Genomic DNA, 16,162 nt, shown 5'->3' on the forward strand with positions numbered 1-16,162 from the left:
GGGCACACAGGTGCCCCCGCCCCTCTCAAGAGGGGCTACCGGGGAGGAAGCCGCCCCTATGGATATTGCATCGATCAGACGGTGTGGTTCTTCTGGACGTAGACCGGGAAGCTCTCGGTGCCGGACAGCTTTTTGCCGGCGGTGATCTTCACGTTCTTGTCGGTGACAACGCAGTCCAGCTCCACGTTGGGCTCGACCACGGTATCCTGCATCAGGACACAGTTCTTGACCACAGCACCCTTCTTGACCTTGACGCCGCGGAAGAGCACGCAGTTCTCCACGGTACCCTCGATGACGCAGCCGTCGGCCAGAATGGAATCCACGACCTTGGAGCCGGTGACGTAACGGGTGGGGTTATCGTCGCGGATCTTGGTGTAGATGGGGCTGCCCTTGGGGAACAGCGCTTCCAGATTGCGGTCATCGATCAGCTTCAGGTTCTCGTCAAAGTAGCTCTTCATGTCGCAGACGTGAGCCACATAGCCGGTGTACTCCAGCGCATGGATGTTCAGGATGTTGACATTGTGAGCCAGAATGTCGCGCTCGAAGTAGATCAGACCACGGGCGGTAGCGTCCTTGACCAGCTTGATCAGGGTCTCGCGCTCCAGCACATAGATGTTCAGATCCAGATTCTGCACGCCGGAACGGTAGTCGTTGAACAGCAGCTCGGTCACGCGGCCATCGGCATCAATGGTCAGGGTGTAGTTATCGTTCTTGCGGCCCTCAGGGATCTCGGTCTTCTGGTAAGCCACAGTCACGTCGGCACCGCTGGCCTGATGAGCAGCCAGCAGGGTGTTGAAGTCGTAGTTGACGGCGATGTTGGCATCGCTCATGACCACATACTTCTCCTTCTGGTGCTCGAGGAAGCTCAGAATGGAGCCCAAAGCCTCCACACGGCCGGAGTAGATGCGCACGCCCTTTTCTGCAAAGGGCGGCACGATGTTCAGGCCGCCGTGGCGGCGGGCCATATCCCACTCGCGGCCGGTGCCCAGATGATCCATCAGGGAGTGGTAGTTTTTACGCACCACGATGGAAACGTTGGAAATGCCGCAGTTGGCCATGCTGGACAGCACAAAGTCTACCATGCGGTAACGGCCCGCAAAGGGGATCGAGGCCATTGCGCGCTCGGTCACCAGCTCGGGAACGGTATTGTCATAGCTGTTGGGGAAAATGATACCCAACGCATTGGTGTTCTGTCTCAGCATACTTCCACACCCTCCTTGACGGATTCAAACACTTTTGCGCCCTCCTTGACGGTAGCGCCTGCGCCGATGGTCAGACCGGTGCCAACATGGGCAATTGCGCCCTCGCCGCCGACCTTTGCACCTGCGCCCACAACAACGTCCTCAGCAAGGATGCAGCGCTTGACCACGGCACCTGCCTTGACCACGACACCGTCCATCAGCACGGCGTCCTCAACGGTAGCGCCCTCTTCCACAACGACGCCTGCGCTCAGGACAGAGTGCTTGACGTTGCCGTAGATCTTGCAGCCCTCGGTGATGAGGGAGTCCTGCACAACGGCGCGCTCGCCGATCTTCTGGGCGGGCAGCACGGGGTTGCGGCTGTAAATTTTCCAGGTCTTATCAAAGATATCAATGCCGGAGTTTTCGGGGTCCAGCACTTCCATGTTAGCTTCCCACAGGCTGTCGATGGTGCCGACGTCGCGCCAGTAACCAGCAAAGCGGTAGGCGTACATCTTGCGGCCGTCACGCAGCAGGGCGGGGATGATGTTCATGCCGAAGTCGTTCTTGGAGTTGGGGTCAGCCTCGTCCTCGATCAGATACTTCTTGAGCACATCCCAGTTGAAGATGTAGATGCCCATGGATGCCAGATTGGACTTGGGCACCGGGGGCTTCTCCTGAAACTCGGTGATGCGGTCGGTCTCGTCTGCCACCATCAGGCCGAAACGGGAAGCTTCCTTCCAGTCCACTTCCATAACGGCCACAGAGAACTCTGCGCCCTTTTCCTTGTGGAAGCGCAGGAAGTCGGCGTAGTCCTGCTTGCAGATCTGGTCGCCGGACAGGATGATGACGTACTCGGGATCATAGCTGTCGATGAAGCCGATGTTCTGGTAGATGGCGTTTGCAGTGCCCTTGTACCAGTCGGTGCCGTTTGCCTGCTCGTAAGGGGGCAGGGTGTGCACACCGCCGTGCAGACGGTCCAGATCCCAAGGCTGACCGTTACCGATGTACTCGTTCAGCTTCTGGGGCTGGTACTGCGTTGCGATACCAACGGTGTCGATATCGGAGTTGACGCAGTTGGACAGCGGGAAGTCCACGATGCGGTACTTACCGCCGAAGGACACCGCAGGTTTTGCCGTCTTTTGTGTCAGCGCGTATAAGCGCGAGCCACGTCCACCGGCAAGGATCATTGCCACGATTTCTTTTGCCATAGCTTTATTCTCCCCTTTAGCATTTCCGTTTTGGAAATGATAGTCAACAGATCAGAATGTTCGTGCGTGCATCCGTGTGGGCATCCTTACTCCTTGGGTGCTTTTGCTTTGCGGGTGCGCTTTGCGGGTTTGGTTTCTGCTTCGGTCTCAGGTTTTGCTTTTGCCGCGGTCTTTGCCTTGGCGGCGGTTTTCTTTACCGGCTTGTCCGCTGCGGCCTTGGACTTGGCAGCGGCCTTTTTTGCTTTTTCCGGTTTTTCATCCGCCGTTTCGGCGGCCTTGGCCTTGGTGGTGCGGGTCTTTTTTACCGGCTTGTCGGCGTCCGGCTCGGCCTTGGCCTTGCGGGTCGTCTTTTTTACCGCCTTTTCCACGGCGCCCTTGACGGTGGATTTTTTGGCGGTCTTTTTTGCCGGTTTGTCCGTGCTGTCCTCTGCTGCCTTGCGGGTGCGCTTTGTGGGCACCTCAAAGTACAGGGTGCTCATGGGCGGCAGGGTAACGGTGATGCTCTGCTCAAAGCCGTGCTGCGGCTTTTTGTGGGTACGCACCGGCTTGTTGTGCACAGTGCCGGAGCCGCCGAAAGTGGCATCGTCACTGTTCAGGATCTCCTTGTAGGTGCCGGACACCGGTGCACCGAGGGTGTAGCCCTCGCGCAGGACGGGGTTGAAGTTGCAGATGACAAGGATCTGCTTGCCGGCGGCATCCTTGCGCAGGAAGGCGATGACGCTCTGCTGCGAGTCGTCCGGTACGATCCACTGGAAGCCCTCCCAGCTGTAATCGATCTGCCAGAGGGCGGGGTGCTCTTTATAGAAGGCATTCAGGGTGCGGACGTAGTTCTGCAGCTCGGCGTGCTTGTCGTAATCAAGCAGCATCCAGTCCAGCTGCTTTGTCTCGTTCCACTCGGCAAACTGACCGAACTCCTGTCCCATGAACAGCAGTTTCTTGCCGGGGTGTGCCATCATATAGCCGAAGAAGGTGCGCAGATTGGCAAACTTGTCGTCATACTCGCCGGGCATCTTGTTCAGCAGGCTGCCCTTGCCGTGCACAACCTCATCGTGGCTGATGGGCAGGACAAAGTTCTCGCTGAAAGCGTAGAAGAAGCTGAAAGTCACCTTGTTGTGGTTGCCGGAGCGGAACAGCGGGTCGGTCTTCATGTAGCTGAGCATATCGTTCATCCAGCCCATGTTCCACTTGAAGTTGAAGCCCAGACCGCCGTCCGAAGCGGGCTTTGTGACCATGGGCCACGCGGTGGATTCCTCGGCGATCATGTACTTGTGGGGGTGACGGCCCAGCACGGTGTTGTTCAGCTTGCGCAGGAAAGCAATCGCTTCAAGGTTCTCCTTGCCGCCGTCCTTATTGGGCTCCCATTCGCCCTGCTTGCGGTTGTAGTCCAGATACAGCATGGAGGCCACGGCGTCTACCCGCAGACCGTCGATGTGGTACTGCTCCAGCCAGTACAGTGCGCTGGAAATGAGGAAGCTCTGCACCTCGTTGCGGCCAAAGTCGAACACCATGGTGCCCCACTCCTTGTGCTCGCCGCGCTTGGGGTTGGGGTCCTCGTAGCAGGCCTCGCCGTCAAAATTGTACAGGCCGAACTGGTCTTTGGGAAAGTGGGCGGGCACCCAGTCCATGATGACGCCAATACCTGCGGCGTGCATCTTATCCACGAAGGCCATAAAGTCTTTGGGGGTGCCGTAGCGGCTGGTGGGTGCAAAATAGCCGGTGACCTGATAGCCCCAGCTGCCGTCAAACGGATATTCCATCACCGGCAGCAGCTCTACATGGGTATAGCCCATATCCTTGATGTACGGGATCAGCTCGTCCGCCAGCTCGGAATAGTTGTAGGGCTTGCCGCCCTCCTTCTGCTTCCAGCTGCCGGCGTGCATCTCGTAGATATTCATCGGGCCGTTGATCACGTCTGCCTTTTTCTGTGCGGCCTGCCATGCGGCGTCGTTCCATGCAAAGCCGGACAGATCATAGACCTTGCTGCCGTTGGACGGCCGGGTCTCGGCGTGGAAGGCGTAAGGATCGGCCTTGTAGACAAGGTCGCCTGCGCGGGTGGTCACGCAATATTTATAAACATCGTATTCCTTCATGCCGGGAATGAACAATTCCCACACGGAATCGCCATCAACCTTGCGCATGGGATGGCTGCCGGGCTTCCAGCTGTTGAAGTCGCCTACCACACTGATGGCTACGGCGTGCGGTGCCCATACACGGAACACGACGCCGGACTCCCCGACCCGCGTTTCCAGATGTGCGCCGAAGTAGCGATAAGCCTCGCAGTTATTGCCCTGCTTGAACAGGTACACCGGCAGATCCGATGTATTGCTCTGAATCTTTTCTTCGGTCGGTTTCATAGACTGCTCCTCCCCGTGTGGAAGCCGAAAGCGGCTTCCACAGCTTTGTACTCTTTTATATTAAAAGGTTTTGACCAGATTTGCAAGACTTTTTGTCCAAAATTCAAATACAATTACCACAAATTTTCTGGACTTCTCTGTATGTTGTGGGCATACCATCCAAAATTTGCAGCTCGACATCGTGTAAACTGCTCATTTGACAAACGGTTTCAGCGAAAGCGTTGCGAAAACGGGAAAGGGGTCGGGGAAAGTCCGCAGACTTTCCCCGACCCCGAAATAAAAATAGCTTTCCACATAACCACGCAAAGAGACCGCTGCACAGTTTGTACAGCGGTCTCTTTGCGTGGTTATTGTGTTTTGTTTACAGCTCAGCCCACAACGTAGACGTTGACCTGAATGGCGCCGTTGATAACGCTTTCGGCGTAGGTTTCGTAGAACAGGTCTACAAGGATCTGCCCCTTCTGGACGGCGATGCCGGTATCGGTGGCTACGGCGTAGCCGTAGACGAACTTGCCGTCGGTGGAGGTGATGTAGAGCTTGGTGCCGTAGGGGATCACGTCCGGGTCCACAGCCACGGTGCCGTAGCCCAGACCCAGACCGGAAGAGCCCTTGCCGGTACGGGAATAGTAGCCGGTGGCCTTGCCGGTAAGCACCTTGCTATAAGAGGTGGGGGCGTTGGTGGTGCCGTCCGCGCCGGTCAGGGGGGACACCGGCGCGCCTACGCCGTAGGTCTTGATGACGTGGTTGGTGGGTTCTACCGTGGTGGTGGTATCCACAACGGTGCTGTTCTCCAGCTCGCCGTCCACATAGCGGTCGCGGGTGGTCACGGTCTGCTGACCCGCTGCGCCGTGCTGCAGGGTGGTGGTGCGGCCGGTGTTGCGGAAGTACAGGCTGGTGTAGACATACTGGGTGTCGTAGGGGATGGCCTGGGTCTCCACACGCTCAGCGTAGTCCACGCGATGGACCACGATCTTGCTGCCGGCGGTCACAACATGATCCAGCGCCGGCTCGGTGTAGTCGTCCCCTTCAAGGGTGATACCGGCGCGCTCCAGTGCATCGGCAACAGTGCCGAACACCAGTTTGACCGGGTACTCCTGCCCGTCGGCAGTGATGCTGACGGAGAATGCGCGCTCGATGTTCAGGGAGGCAAGATTGCCGCTGAACGCGGTGTAGTAGACCTCATCGCCCTCTTCAGAGCGGATGCCGGAAAGGTGCATGACCTGTGCGGGGGAAGCATCGGCATCGGTCACAAGGACCTGCCGTGCACCATTGGAGTCGGTGACGTAGGTCAGCCGCAGATTTGCAGCGGTGACGCCAAGGGTAGCCACAAGACATACCACCATGACACAAAATGCCAGCACACGGGGAGATACTGCCTGCTTTGCGGCAGTAACTGCTTTCTTCAATTTAACGGAAGCGATACGAGACAACTCCTCTCTTTGTCGTATTTTGCGCGGCTGCGGGCAGTGCATCAGCACCCCGGCCGCCCGGACTGCGGCGGCTGGGGATATAAGTGCCGCACAGTCAAATACGATGCTCTCTTTGGGTAAAAAGCGGAGCATCGTATTACAGGTTGGAATCCGCTTCGGGCAGACCACAAAACTGCCCAGACACGGGCCGCATCTGCCCGTGCCGTGCCGTACGCAGGACGGCTTTTTACTTCATCCAGATAGAATTTAAACGCTGCAACGTTCGTTGCACAAACGTTATTTTACCAGACCGTAAAGCATCTGTCAAATTTGCATCATGTGCTTTGTTAGATTTATAACATTGTTTTTTGTGCAATTTCCACAGTGTTTTCTTTGATATTTTGGTTTTTAGGTAGTTTCCATCTGATTTTTTCCTTTTTTCTGCGCGTGATTTGTTCATGAATTTTTAACATTTGCATCGGCTTTTTTTCCTGCAAATAAGGCCGCAGCGGCGGCCGCTGCGCCCAAAACAAGCTGCCCCACATCGCGGGTTTTGCATAGAAAACCTGCAAGGGGATTACCCGCTTCCGGCAGGGGAAAACGGCTTGTATTTGCGGCACAAAAACCCCGTTTAGCAAAATGCCGAAGAGCAGAAAATTTCACATTTTCTGTACACTCTGGATAGTTTTGCACCTCCAGCGGTACAATCGGGATAGCAAACAGAAAAGGAGGTTTTGCATGGAGATCGAGATCCTCAAGCAGCAGTGCGGCGGCACCGAATTTGTGCCCCAGCCGCACCGGCTGCACCTTGGCGCACAGAACGCCGAGGGGGTGGACCGGCTGCAGTTCATCCTGCCCGCAGCGTGGGCGGGGTGCACCATGGCGCTGTATCTGCGCCGCAGCGATGGGGTGCAGCTGGCGGCTATTCCGCTGGACACCGACGGCAGCGTGACGGTGGACCGCCGCCTGACCGGCAGCGTGCGGGGACAGTGGATGCTGGCCGCCATGGGCAGCGGCGGCTACACCGCCTACACCCGCCCCGGCAGCTACGATGTGTACGCCACCCTGCCTACGGACGGCGGCAGCGAGGAGCTGCCGCCCTCGGTGTACGAGCAGTTCGTGGCCCGCGTGCTGGAAAGCGCCCGCGCCGCAGCGGAGAGCGCCCGCCGCGCCGAAAACGGCGCAGCAGACACCGCCGTACAGGTGGCGCTGGCGCAAAAGGCGGCGGACAAAATTCTGGCCGACCGCACCGATGCCGATGCCTGCGCAAAGCGGGCGGAGGACGCCGCGCTGCGTGCCGAGAGCTACGCGCCCAAGGACGGCACCGTGCTGAGCGTGAACAGCAAGGGCGGCGCGGTGCAACTGGACGCACAGGATGTGGCAGCGGTGCCGCTCCCGGCGCGGCCTTTGCCCGGCGAGGTGGTGCGCATCCTCAGTGTGGATACCGCCACCGGCGCGGTACAGACCGACACCACCCCGCTGCCGGACCTGCGCCCCTATGTGCGCAGCGAGACCGTGCCCACGGCGGCAACGCCCGGCGCAGTACGGGCAGACGGGCAGTACGGTGTTGCGGTGCGGGCAGACGCCACCTTGACTACCGTGCCTGCCACGGCGGCACAGCTGGACCGCATGACCGAGGCCTACGCGCCCCTGACCCCGGCGCTGCTGCCCTACGGCGTAAAAAAAGCGCTGACCAGTGCCGCCGGGGCAGCAAGCTGGTCGGCGCAGGAAAAGGCGGCAGTGCTGCTGCAGCTGGGTGCGGATGACCGGTTTTATTCCAAGGCGGAGGCAGACCGGAAATTCAGCACGGGCTACACACTGCCGTGTGCCACCGCAGCCGTGCTGGGCGGCGTAAAGCCCGGGCGGGGGTTAACCGTGAGCGCGGACGGCACGCTGGAAGTGACGGCGGAAAACCTTGACACGGTGCTGGGTTTTAGTCTGGCCGAAAAACTGAAACGACTGGAAAGGATGATGGACATGGACGGAAAGCTGGTATACACCGGTGCGGGCACTGCGGGCAAGGCCGCAACGAGCCTGACTGTGCCGGAGACGGTGGATTACATTGTGGTGCGGATGGTGGCACCCACGGCAGAAAACAGCACGAACCCGGTCGCCGCTGCTGCGGAGTACGGCAGCACCCGCATCGTGCGGGGCGGCACGGCGGTGGCCATGGTGGGCGGCACAGGCTATGACTACAGCAACGGTGTCAAGTGCAGCGGTGCAGCGCCTGTGCGGATGAGCTTTGCAGCCAGCGGCGTGCTGAGTATCGGCGTTGTGAGAACGGACTCGAGCCTCAGCTTTGAGTACCCCTTTAACGTAGAGGGTTACCAGTATGTGTAAGGGTGGGGTGCAGCATGAATGAGATGACCATCCGGCTGGAGCGCAACGGCGCGGCAGCAGTGCCCGGCGGGCAGCTGCTGCTGGGTTACGCGGGCAACCGGGGCAACTACCGACTGCGCATTGAGCAGCGGGGCGAGTGGAAGGGGCTGACGGTATGCGCCCACTGGCACACCCCCGGTGCAAGCGCGGCCACGCTGGTGGAAAACGGTGTGCTGACCGTTCCGGCGGCGGTGACGGCAGTGCCCGGCACAGGCTGCATCACCTTTGAGGGTACGGACGGCAGCCGTACTGTGACAAGCGCCGATGTGCGGTGCAAGGTATGCGCCAACAGCGGCACGGCGGAGGGCACGATGCCTGCACCGGACACCCCGGCGTGGGAGGCGCTGGTAAGGCTGCTGGGAACCGGCGGTATTACCACCGCGGAAAAGCGGGAACTGCTGGCAATCCTGCGGCTTCTGGCGGCGGGCAATGATGCAGCCATGACCGCCTATGACCGCTTGGCGGCGCTGTGGAGCGCCCCACAGCCGGAAAAGCCGGAAAACAAGATGACTGCCCGGCTGAGCCTTGCGGTGCTGGGCAGAATGATCCTTGGAAGGAGTTAATATGAGCTACGTAAAACAGAATTTTGTGGACGGCCAGACTCTGACGGCTGCCCACCTGAACCACATGGAAGCGGGCATTGCGGCAGCCGCAGGGGTAAAGGGCGATAAGGGCGACCCGGGCGAGGGAGTGAGTGAAACTGCGAAAGAGCTGCTGCTGAACCTGTTTGAGAATGCAGCCTACAAAACCAGCGATGCACAAGATACCCTGAATGCCTTGCGTGTAGAGTGGGGCAGAAGTGCACAGGATATTCCGGTGCAGAGCGTGAGCCTGAGCAGCAGCGCCCTGACCCTGAACGAGGGCGAAAGCAAGACCCTGACGGCTACCGTGCTGCCCGCAAACGCCACCAGCCATGTAGTGGTGTGGCGCGTTGCACCTGCCGGGTTTGCCACGGTGGCAAACGGCGTGGTGACAGGCATCAAAGCAGGCAACTGCACCGTAACGGCTACGGCGGGCGGTAAAAGCGCAAGCTGTACGGTGACGGTGGCAGAGGTGGAGACGGCGCAGCTGCTCTACGACCTGCCCGGTGAAACGGCACTGACAAAGGGCCTTGATACCGGCGTAAAGATGCTGGAGCACGCGGGCACTGAGACACCGCAGTACACCATTTTGCTGGATGCAAAGGCCAGCGACCGCTTTAACGACAAAGCATGGATCGTGTTTGTGCACTGCATGACCGAGACCGGCGATAACTTCAATCTGCCGGGTATCAACATCAATCTGAACCCCAACAACGGCACCACCAGTATTGCTTATTACGACTATTGCGACGTGACGCTATCGGACAGCGTTGCACACCTCAAGACGCGCACACGGTATGTGATCCAGCTGGACGGCCAGAAGTATCGCGGCGGCAGCACCCACTGCACGCTGAGTGACTGGAAGGTAACCAAACACACCCTTAAAGACGTGCCGGAGAGTCTGCTGATCGGTGGTGCTCCGGGCACGAATGGCGGCGAGATGACCCGCTGCTGGGACGGCACACTGTACCAGTGTAAGGTGTACAAAGGACTGCTGAGCGATACGAAGATCAACAAGTTCATTCAGGAGGGCACGGTATGATCTATGATGTACATGGTGATCCCCTCGGTACAGCAAGCGGCAACGTGCTGTACGGGAAGAAATATGTGGCCTGCGGAGACAGCTTTACCGCAGGCGACGCGACTGGCTACACGGATGCTGCCGGCAACACCGGCACGAACTCGGATTTTTACGACCAGAAGCTGAAAGCATGGAAAACATACCCGTGGTGGATCGCAAAGCGCAACGACATGACGCTGGTGAACGAGGCTGTGAGCGGCTCTGTGTTCACCAATATCACCGGGCGGCTTTCGCCGTTCTCGGTGGAGCGGTACAAGGCCGTACCGAAGGATGCGGACTACATCACCCTGATGTTCGGCCTGAACGAGTGTGAGCCGGACACGGCACAGGGCTTTGACCCGACCGCCATTGTGGGCACAAAGACAGATACCACCAACGCAACAGTGTGGGGCGCGTACAATATCGTTTTTGAGTATCTGATGAAGAACATCCCCTACGCGAAGCTGGGCGTGATTCTTGCGGACGGATGGATGAGTGCAGCCTACCGGACAACGATAAAGGAGATCTGTACCTACTGGGGTGTACCGGTACTGGACCTGAACGACGCGCAGCACCCGCTGCTGCTGACCGCACACAGCGCAGGACGCGCGGACGCCAGCCCTACGGCAAAGCAGCTGCGCAACGATGCCTTTCAACTTGCCCTCTACAACGGCCATCCGGGTCTGCGGGCGCATGAGTACCGCAGCACCATCATTGAGAACTGGATGCGGGGACTGTGATGCAGAAAGAAAGTGAAGAGATGATCCGACAATATAGCCTTGCAAGGGACGGAGAACGCCGCCTTGCACCGGACTTTAAGGTACGGGAGCTGCGCTGTCGGGACGGCAGCGACACCGTTATGGTAGACGAGGCGCTGATGCTGCTGCTCCAGTGTATCCGGGAGCACTTTGGCAAGGCGGTGACCATTACCAGCGGCTACCGGACGGCGGCGCACAACGCGGCCGTGGGCGGCGCCAAGAGCAGCCAGCACCTGCTGGGCCGGGCGGCGGACATCCGGGTGCAGGGAGTAAGCGTGGAGGACGTGGCTGCCTACGCCGAAAGCCTGATGCCGGACTGGGGCGGCGTGGGACGCTACCCCGTCAAGGCAGGCCGGGCAAAGGGCTGGGTGCACGTGGATACCCGGGCAGACAAAGCCCGGTGGAGGGGGTGAACGCAATGACAAGCATCATCTCAGCCATCATCGCAGGTGCGGTGACCCTGATCGGCGTGCTGATCGCCAACGGAAAAAGCCAAGCGGTGACCGACACAAAGCTGGAGGAACTGACCCGGGAGGTGCGGGAGCATAACAACTTTGCCCGCCGCGTACCCATTTTAGAAGAACAGATGAAGGTGGCTAACCACCGCATCGCAGATTTAGAGAAAGAGAGGAACTGAACCTATGAACGATACCCATTGCAAAATTTCTGCTGCTACGCTGGCGCGCACGGCTGCACTGGCGCTGGCACTGACCAATCAGGTGCTGAGCGCCTGCGGCAAGCCTATGCTGCCCATCGAGAGCTCCACCGTGGAACAGTTGGTGACCACCGGCCTGACCGTGACCGCCGCCCTTGTGAACTGGTGGAAGAATAACTCCTTCACCCCGGAGGCCATCAAGGCCGATGGCTATCTGGAACAGCTGCGGGAGAAAAAGTAAAGGCTGCCGAGCAGACGGGACGATATTTTTGTGAATAGGGCAATGCCGGAGCGTCTGCGGACGCTCCGGCATTGCATTTTCACAGGGAGGATATTGGAGCCGTTCCCAACAAAAAACTCCCCCGGCAGTTGCCGGAGGAGCATTCATTTTTCTATTCTAAACACGGATGCGCCGCCCTGACATGGTGCGCAGCCGGTCTTACTTCAGGAACTTTGCCACGGCGCGGGCGACGATGCCGCCCAGAATGCCGGACACCAGAAATTCGGCAACGCCCTGCACGCCGACCAGCAGCACCACGAACATGAAGGGGTTGGCAGCGCCCTTGACGGACACCAGATTCTGCACATAGTCGCAGCCGTAGAAAGCCAGCACGATGTAGCCCATGAAGAACAGGGTGTTCAGGGCGGGTGCGGTCATGGCGCTGACGATGTAGCTCCAGGTGCGGGACTTATCCAGCTTCTGCAGGCCCTTGAAGATCAGGCCGCAGCACAGACCCATGAGCACACGCATGCCCACGCACAGGATAAAGGTGTTCAGCGGGCTGACCTGAAACAGTGCACCAGTCATGGCAGATGCGCCGGTGATGGCATCGTAGAAGCTCACAGCGCCGAACACGCCGCCCAGCAGGGCACCCACGGCGGGGCCCATGGTGATGGCGCCCACGGCGATAGGCAGGGTGAGGAAGCTCATGTACAGCGGGCCCACGGGCACACTGCCCAGACCGACAAGCTTCATTACCAGTTCAATGGCCACCAGCAGGGCCACACGAGTCAGAGTCTTGGTATTGGTATTCTTCATAATTCAGTTTTCCTCCTGCTGCCGTTCCGCCCTTTTTGTCGGATACGGCGCAAACCTGCCCGCTCTGTGCGGGTTTTAGGTGAATATTCAAATCTCTTGGAAGCGCGTAGTTGTCAGGGCGTGTTCCAGAGAAAAATGCGTTAAAATCTGTCACCGGGGAAGCGTACCCCAGCGCTGCGGCGCGCCACCGTGAGTACCCGGCTCACCGCGATGCTGGTATCCAGCATGCGGGCGCACAGCTCCTGGTCTCCGGCGGTCATGGCGCGGTAAAAGGTCTCGAACTCTGCCGCCTGCCGGGGACGGTCCCCGTTCAGGTTGTAGTGCTCCTCCTTGCCCTCGTTGGGGTGGAAGGTCACGCCGCCGCAGTAGTTCGGGGTGGATTTTTGCAGAATGTAGCCCTTTGTGCCCTGAATGATGCAGCGGGCAGGGGCTGCGCAGTCCTTGGCGGCAAGGCTTACCGCCTTGAAGCCGCTGTAATCCATCATCAGCACACCGCTGGTGTCGATATTGCGCTCCATGTTGGCGGCATACACCGCCTTGTTGGGCTCACCGAACAGACCTACGATGTAGCTGACGTTGTACACGCCCAAGTCCATCAGTGCGCCGCCCGCGCACAGCGGGTCGAACACCGGCGGGGTCTGCCCGGCACAAAAGGCGTCGTACCGGCTGGAATACTGGCTGAAGCTGCACTGTACCATGCGCACTGTACCCACCCGGGGCAGCAGCTCCCGGAGCTTTGCGTAGTTGGGCTGGTACTGGGTGGTCATAGCCTCAAAAAGGAACAGCCGCTTGCGCTGTGCCAGCGCAGCTAGTTCCTCGGTCTCGGCGGCGGTCACCGCCATGGGCTTTTCCACAATGACGTGCTTGCCCGCCTCCAGCGCCACCCGGGCGTAGCGGGCGTGCTGCAAATTGGGCACGGCGATGTAGACCGCGTCTACCCATTGCAGCAGCTCAAAATAATTGGTGGTGTGCTGTGGGATCTGATATTGTACGCACAACTCTGCGGCTTTTGCCGCCGAGCGCGGGGTGCTGCACACCGCCTGCACAGTAAACGGCGTGTGCTCCACAAGCCATGGCAAAAATTCCTGCACGATCTTACCCGTGCCAAGAATGCCCAGTTTCATAATGCTCTCCCTTATCCTCTTGTTCCCTCAGCCTACCAGCGTCTCCGGCTCGCGGCGGGTGCGGCGGTTGGGGTACGGATGCTTTGCCCGGGGGCGTCCCTGTTGACCGTAGTGTCTGCCGCCGCCATGGCTGCGGCTGTGCTCCTGCGGGGCGTTCAGCTGGTACAGCAGTGCCAGCCCCTTCATCAGCAGCTCCGGGTCATAGGCCAGGGGGTGGCGGCACAGCGGGGTGACGTATTTTGCCAGCCCGCCGGTGACCACCAGTGTGACCGGGCTGCCCAATTCCTCTTCAATGCGCTGCACCATGCCGTCAATGAGCACGGCGGTGCCCAGCACCGAGCCGGACAGCATACAGCTTTCGGTATTGGTGCCGATGGCTTTTTTCGGGGAGCCCAGATGCACCTGCGGCAGCTGGGCACAGCGCTCGCCCAGTGCGCGCAGCCCGGTGGAAAGGCCGGGGCAGATCACGCCGCCCCGGAATACCCGATCCTTGTCCACCACATTAAAGGTGGTGGCGGTGCCAAGGTCTACCGTGACGACCGGCAGCGGAAAGTTTGCCGCCGCGTAGGCGGCATCCACCAGCCGGTCCTTGCCCACGGCGCGGGGCTCGTCCACCCCCATGGTCAGCCCGGTGCGGATGTCCGGCGAAACGATGACCGGCTTTTTGCCGGTATAGTGACGGGCGCACTCGGCCAGTGCCCCGGTGATCTGGGGCACTACGCTGGTGAGCACCGCACCCTCAAAGCGCATGGGGCGCTCCGGGTGGCGGCGGTGCGCAAAAATTTTATCCATCTCGGCACGATATTCCGCAGCCGTGCGGGTGCGCACCGTGTCCATGCGCGCCACAAAGCATACACGTCCGTCCCGGATGCCCCCAAGGGCGACGGTGGTGTTGCCTATATCAATGGCTAAGATCATAATTCTGTTTTCCTTTTCAAAGTAAAAGAAAAGAACCGGTTTGCTCTTTGTCAAGCGTATTTTACCGCATTTTTGCTCAGGATACAAGTTCCCGGCAAAGATTTTGTTGTGCTGGTGGAAGTTTTGCATTATACTAAGGTAAGATATGTGGAAAAGAACTGTTTTTCCGGGAGGTAAACGAACCATGGATCTGAACGGCAAGTGCGTCCTGCTGGGCGTGAGCGGCGGCATTGCCGCCTATAAGATGGCCAACGTGGCCAGTGCACTGCGCAAGCTGGGCGCGGACGTGGAGGTCATCATGACCAAAAACGCCACCCAGTTCATCACCCCTCTCACCTTTGAGACCCTGACCGGCCACAAGTGCATGGTGGACACCTTTGACCGGGATTTCAAGTTTGAGGTCACCCACATCTCGCTGGCAAAAAAAGCGGATGTGATCTTAGTCGCCCCCGCCACCGCCAACGTCATTGCCAAAATGGCGCACGGCATTGCGGACGATATGCTTACCACAGTGGTGTTGGCCGCTAAGTGCCCGAAGCTGGTCGCCCCCGCCATGAACACCGGGATGCTGGAAAACCCCATCACGCAGGATAACCTTGCCACGCTGGAGCGGTACGGCTTTACCGTCATCCCCTCCGAAAGCGGCGTGCTGGCCTGCAAGGATGTGGGCAGCGGACGCCTGCCCAAGGAAGAGGTACTGCTGGAGCACATTCTGCACACCATCGCCCGCCCGAAGGATCTGGTCGGGGTGCGCATCGCGGTGACTGCCGGCCCAACGCAGGAAGCACTGGACCCGGTGCGCTACCTGACCAACCACTCCACCGGCAAAATGGGCTACGCCATTGCCCGCGCCGCCGCCATGCGGGGTGCGGAGGTGACCCTGATCCACGGGCAGACCGCGCTGCCGCCGGTCAAGTTTACCACCGATGTGCAGGTGACCACCGCCCGGCAGATGTACGAGGCGGTGACAAGCCGCTTTGACACCACCGATGTGCTCATCATGGCCGCTGCCGTGGCAGACTACCGCCCTGCTACCGTGGCAGACGACAAGATCAAAAAGAAGGAGGGCGACCTTTCCATCCCGGTGGAGCGCACCGAGGACATCCTTGGCACCATCGGCCCCCGCAAGACCCACCAGTTCCTGTGCGGCTTTTCCATGGAGACCCGGAACCTTGTGGAAAACTCTTCCGCGAAGCTTGCTAAGAAAAATCTGGACATGGTGGTGGCCAACAACCTCAAGGTGGCCGGTGCAGGCTTTGGGGTGGACACCAACGTGGTCACCTTCATCACCCCGGACGGCACCCGGGAGCTGCCTTTGATGAGCAAGGCAGATGTAGCTGATGCCATTCTGGACGAGATCCTGCAGCGGCGGGCAAAGTAATACTACCGGGATTTTGTTGTACACATATCACAAAATTCACAAAAAAATTATGGTTCTTTCCGAAAATTCGGCCTTACCTGTTTATTTTATGCTGCAAAAAATATATAATAAGAGT

Annotated in this window: 17 protein-coding genes; 8 read left to right on the top strand and 9 right to left on the bottom strand. The window is 59.3% G+C overall.

Translation table 11 applies throughout. The features are described 5' to 3' along the window. Positions 1 to 74: 74 nt before the first annotated feature. From glgD to MTP36_RS01710, 6 genes are all read right to left on the bottom strand, one after another. Positions 75 to 1,202: a glucose-1-phosphate adenylyltransferase subunit GlgD gene (glgD, locus tag MTP36_RS01685; RefSeq protein ID WP_249253056.1), complete on the bottom strand. Its 1,128-nt coding sequence runs from the start codon at positions 1,200 to 1,202 to the stop codon at positions 75 to 77. Next, positions 1,196 to 2,389, bottom strand: a complete 1,194-nt coding sequence (locus tag MTP36_RS01690; protein WP_005921531.1) for a glucose-1-phosphate adenylyltransferase — start codon at positions 2,387 to 2,389, stop codon at positions 1,196 to 1,198. Before MTP36_RS01690 ends, glgD begins: the two co-directional genes overlap by 7 nt. Before the next feature lie 86 nt (positions 2,390 to 2,475). Beyond that, positions 2,476 to 4,743, bottom strand: a complete 2,268-nt coding sequence (gene glgB, locus MTP36_RS01695) for a 1,4-alpha-glucan branching protein GlgB (protein ID WP_249253058.1) — start codon at positions 4,741 to 4,743, stop codon at positions 2,476 to 2,478. A gap of 368 nt (positions 4,744 to 5,111) precedes the next feature. Next, positions 5,112 to 6,149, bottom strand: a complete 1,038-nt coding sequence (locus MTP36_RS01700; RefSeq protein ID WP_249253068.1) for a 3D domain-containing protein — start codon at positions 6,147 to 6,149, stop codon at positions 5,112 to 5,114. 250 nt (positions 6,150 to 6,399) lie between these two features. Next, entirely contained in the window at positions 6,400 to 6,612 is a 213-nt protein-coding gene (locus MTP36_RS01705) for a hypothetical protein (RefSeq protein WP_249253070.1), read from the bottom strand. Beyond that, the gene (locus MTP36_RS01710) at positions 6,609 to 6,815 is read right to left on the bottom strand and encodes a hypothetical protein (RefSeq protein WP_249253072.1); all 207 of its coding nucleotides are present in this window, start codon (positions 6,813 to 6,815) and stop codon (positions 6,609 to 6,611) included. Before MTP36_RS01710 ends, MTP36_RS01705 begins: the two co-directional genes overlap by 4 nt. A gap of 75 nt (positions 6,816 to 6,890) precedes the next feature. On the opposite strand from MTP36_RS01710, the gene MTP36_RS01715 reads away from it, so the two are divergent. The 7 genes from MTP36_RS01715 to MTP36_RS01745 are packed head-to-tail and all read left to right on the top strand — an operon-like array spanning position 6,891 to position 11,826. Continuing rightward, positions 6,891 to 8,492, top strand: a complete 1,602-nt coding sequence (locus MTP36_RS01715) for a hypothetical protein (protein ID WP_055186791.1) — start codon at positions 6,891 to 6,893, stop codon at positions 8,490 to 8,492. A gap of 14 nt (positions 8,493 to 8,506) precedes the next feature. Further along, positions 8,507 to 9,094: a hypothetical protein gene (locus tag MTP36_RS01720; RefSeq protein WP_249253074.1), complete on the top strand. Its 588-nt coding sequence runs from the start codon at positions 8,507 to 8,509 to the stop codon at positions 9,092 to 9,094. 1 nt (position 9,095) lies between these two features. Then, positions 9,096 to 10,154, top strand: coding sequence for an Ig-like domain-containing protein (locus MTP36_RS01725; protein ID WP_249253075.1), 1,059 nt, complete (start codon positions 9,096 to 9,098; stop codon positions 10,152 to 10,154). Beyond that, on the top strand, positions 10,151 to 10,912 hold the full coding sequence (locus MTP36_RS01730; RefSeq protein ID WP_249253077.1) for an SGNH/GDSL hydrolase family protein: 762 nt from the start codon (positions 10,151 to 10,153) through the stop codon (positions 10,910 to 10,912). Before MTP36_RS01725 ends, MTP36_RS01730 begins: the two co-directional genes overlap by 4 nt. Before the next feature lie 20 nt (positions 10,913 to 10,932). Then, positions 10,933 to 11,343 (top strand): YcbK family protein, encoded by a 411-nt coding sequence (locus tag MTP36_RS01735; protein WP_249253079.1) that lies wholly within the window; start codon positions 10,933 to 10,935, stop codon positions 11,341 to 11,343. Positions 11,344 to 11,348: 5 nt separating this feature from the next. Continuing rightward, positions 11,349 to 11,567 (top strand): hypothetical protein, encoded by a 219-nt coding sequence (locus tag MTP36_RS01740; RefSeq protein ID WP_055186805.1) that lies wholly within the window; start codon positions 11,349 to 11,351, stop codon positions 11,565 to 11,567. A 4-nt stretch (positions 11,568 to 11,571) separates the two neighbouring features. After that, positions 11,572 to 11,826 carry a phage holin gene (locus MTP36_RS01745; RefSeq protein WP_249253081.1) on the top strand — a complete coding sequence of 85 codons (255 nt, stop codon included), beginning with the start codon at positions 11,572 to 11,574 and terminating at the stop codon, positions 11,824 to 11,826. A 198-nt stretch (positions 11,827 to 12,024) separates the two neighbouring features. Here MTP36_RS01745 and MTP36_RS01750 read toward each other — a convergent pair whose 3' ends face one another. From MTP36_RS01750 to MTP36_RS01760, 3 genes are all read right to left on the bottom strand, one after another. Then, entirely contained in the window at positions 12,025 to 12,624 is a 600-nt protein-coding gene (locus MTP36_RS01750) for an ECF transporter S component (RefSeq protein ID WP_097778438.1), read from the bottom strand. Positions 12,625 to 12,764: 140 nt separating this feature from the next. Next, positions 12,765 to 13,748, bottom strand: a complete 984-nt coding sequence (locus tag MTP36_RS01755; protein WP_249253083.1) for a Gfo/Idh/MocA family protein — start codon at positions 13,746 to 13,748, stop codon at positions 12,765 to 12,767. A 27-nt stretch (positions 13,749 to 13,775) separates the two neighbouring features. Further along, complete coding sequence (locus tag MTP36_RS01760) at positions 13,776 to 14,666, bottom strand: type III pantothenate kinase (RefSeq protein WP_249253085.1); 891 nt, start codon at positions 14,664 to 14,666, stop codon at positions 13,776 to 13,778. A 184-nt stretch (positions 14,667 to 14,850) separates the two neighbouring features. Here MTP36_RS01760 and coaBC point away from each other — a divergent pair, with 184 nt between their 5' ends. Then, positions 14,851 to 16,047, top strand: a complete 1,197-nt coding sequence (coaBC, locus tag MTP36_RS01765) for a bifunctional phosphopantothenoylcysteine decarboxylase/phosphopantothenate--cysteine ligase CoaBC (protein WP_249253093.1) — start codon at positions 14,851 to 14,853, stop codon at positions 16,045 to 16,047. Positions 16,048 to 16,162 lie beyond the last annotated feature (115 nt).

It is taken from the genome of Faecalibacterium sp. I4-1-79 (assembly GCF_023347235.1).
In the GTDB taxonomy this organism is placed as follows: Bacteria; Bacillota; Clostridia; order Oscillospirales; family Ruminococcaceae; genus Faecalibacterium; species Faecalibacterium tardum.

What these genes read in the sequence shown, in the direction of transcription:
- MTP36_RS01760 (WP_249253085.1), bottom strand. Translation starts at nt 14,666, where the DNA reads ATGATCTTAGCCATTGATATAGGCAACACCACCGTCGCCCTTGGGGGC.
- MTP36_RS01690 (WP_005921531.1), bottom strand. Translation starts at nt 2,389, where the DNA reads ATGGCAAAAGAAATCGTGGCAATGATCCTTGCCGGTGGACGTGGCTCG.
- MTP36_RS01750 (WP_097778438.1), bottom strand. Translation starts at nt 12,624, where the DNA reads ATGAAGAATACCAATACCAAGACTCTGACTCGTGTGGCCCTGCTGGTG.
- MTP36_RS01725 (WP_249253075.1), top strand. Translation starts at nt 9,096, where the DNA reads ATGAGCTACGTAAAACAGAATTTTGTGGACGGCCAGACTCTGACGGCT.
- MTP36_RS01720 (WP_249253074.1), top strand. Translation starts at nt 8,507, where the DNA reads ATGAATGAGATGACCATCCGGCTGGAGCGCAACGGCGCGGCAGCAGTG.
- MTP36_RS01705 (WP_249253070.1), bottom strand. Translation starts at nt 6,612, where the DNA reads ATGAACAAATCACGCGCAGAAAAAAGGAAAAAATCAGATGGAAACTAC.
- coaBC (WP_249253093.1), top strand. Translation starts at nt 14,851, where the DNA reads ATGGATCTGAACGGCAAGTGCGTCCTGCTGGGCGTGAGCGGCGGCATT.
- MTP36_RS01715 (WP_055186791.1), top strand. Translation starts at nt 6,891, where the DNA reads ATGGAGATCGAGATCCTCAAGCAGCAGTGCGGCGGCACCGAATTTGTG.
- MTP36_RS01735 (WP_249253079.1), top strand. Translation starts at nt 10,933, where the DNA reads ATGATCCGACAATATAGCCTTGCAAGGGACGGAGAACGCCGCCTTGCA.
- MTP36_RS01740 (WP_055186805.1), top strand. Translation starts at nt 11,349, where the DNA reads ATGACAAGCATCATCTCAGCCATCATCGCAGGTGCGGTGACCCTGATC.
- MTP36_RS01730 (WP_249253077.1), top strand. Translation starts at nt 10,151, where the DNA reads ATGATCTATGATGTACATGGTGATCCCCTCGGTACAGCAAGCGGCAAC.
- MTP36_RS01745 (WP_249253081.1), top strand. Translation starts at nt 11,572, where the DNA reads ATGAACGATACCCATTGCAAAATTTCTGCTGCTACGCTGGCGCGCACG.
- MTP36_RS01755 (WP_249253083.1), bottom strand. Translation starts at nt 13,748, where the DNA reads ATGAAACTGGGCATTCTTGGCACGGGTAAGATCGTGCAGGAATTTTTG.
- glgB (WP_249253058.1), bottom strand. Translation starts at nt 4,743, where the DNA reads ATGAAACCGACCGAAGAAAAGATTCAGAGCAATACATCGGATCTGCCG.
- glgD (WP_249253056.1), bottom strand. Translation starts at nt 1,202, where the DNA reads ATGCTGAGACAGAACACCAATGCGTTGGGTATCATTTTCCCCAACAGC.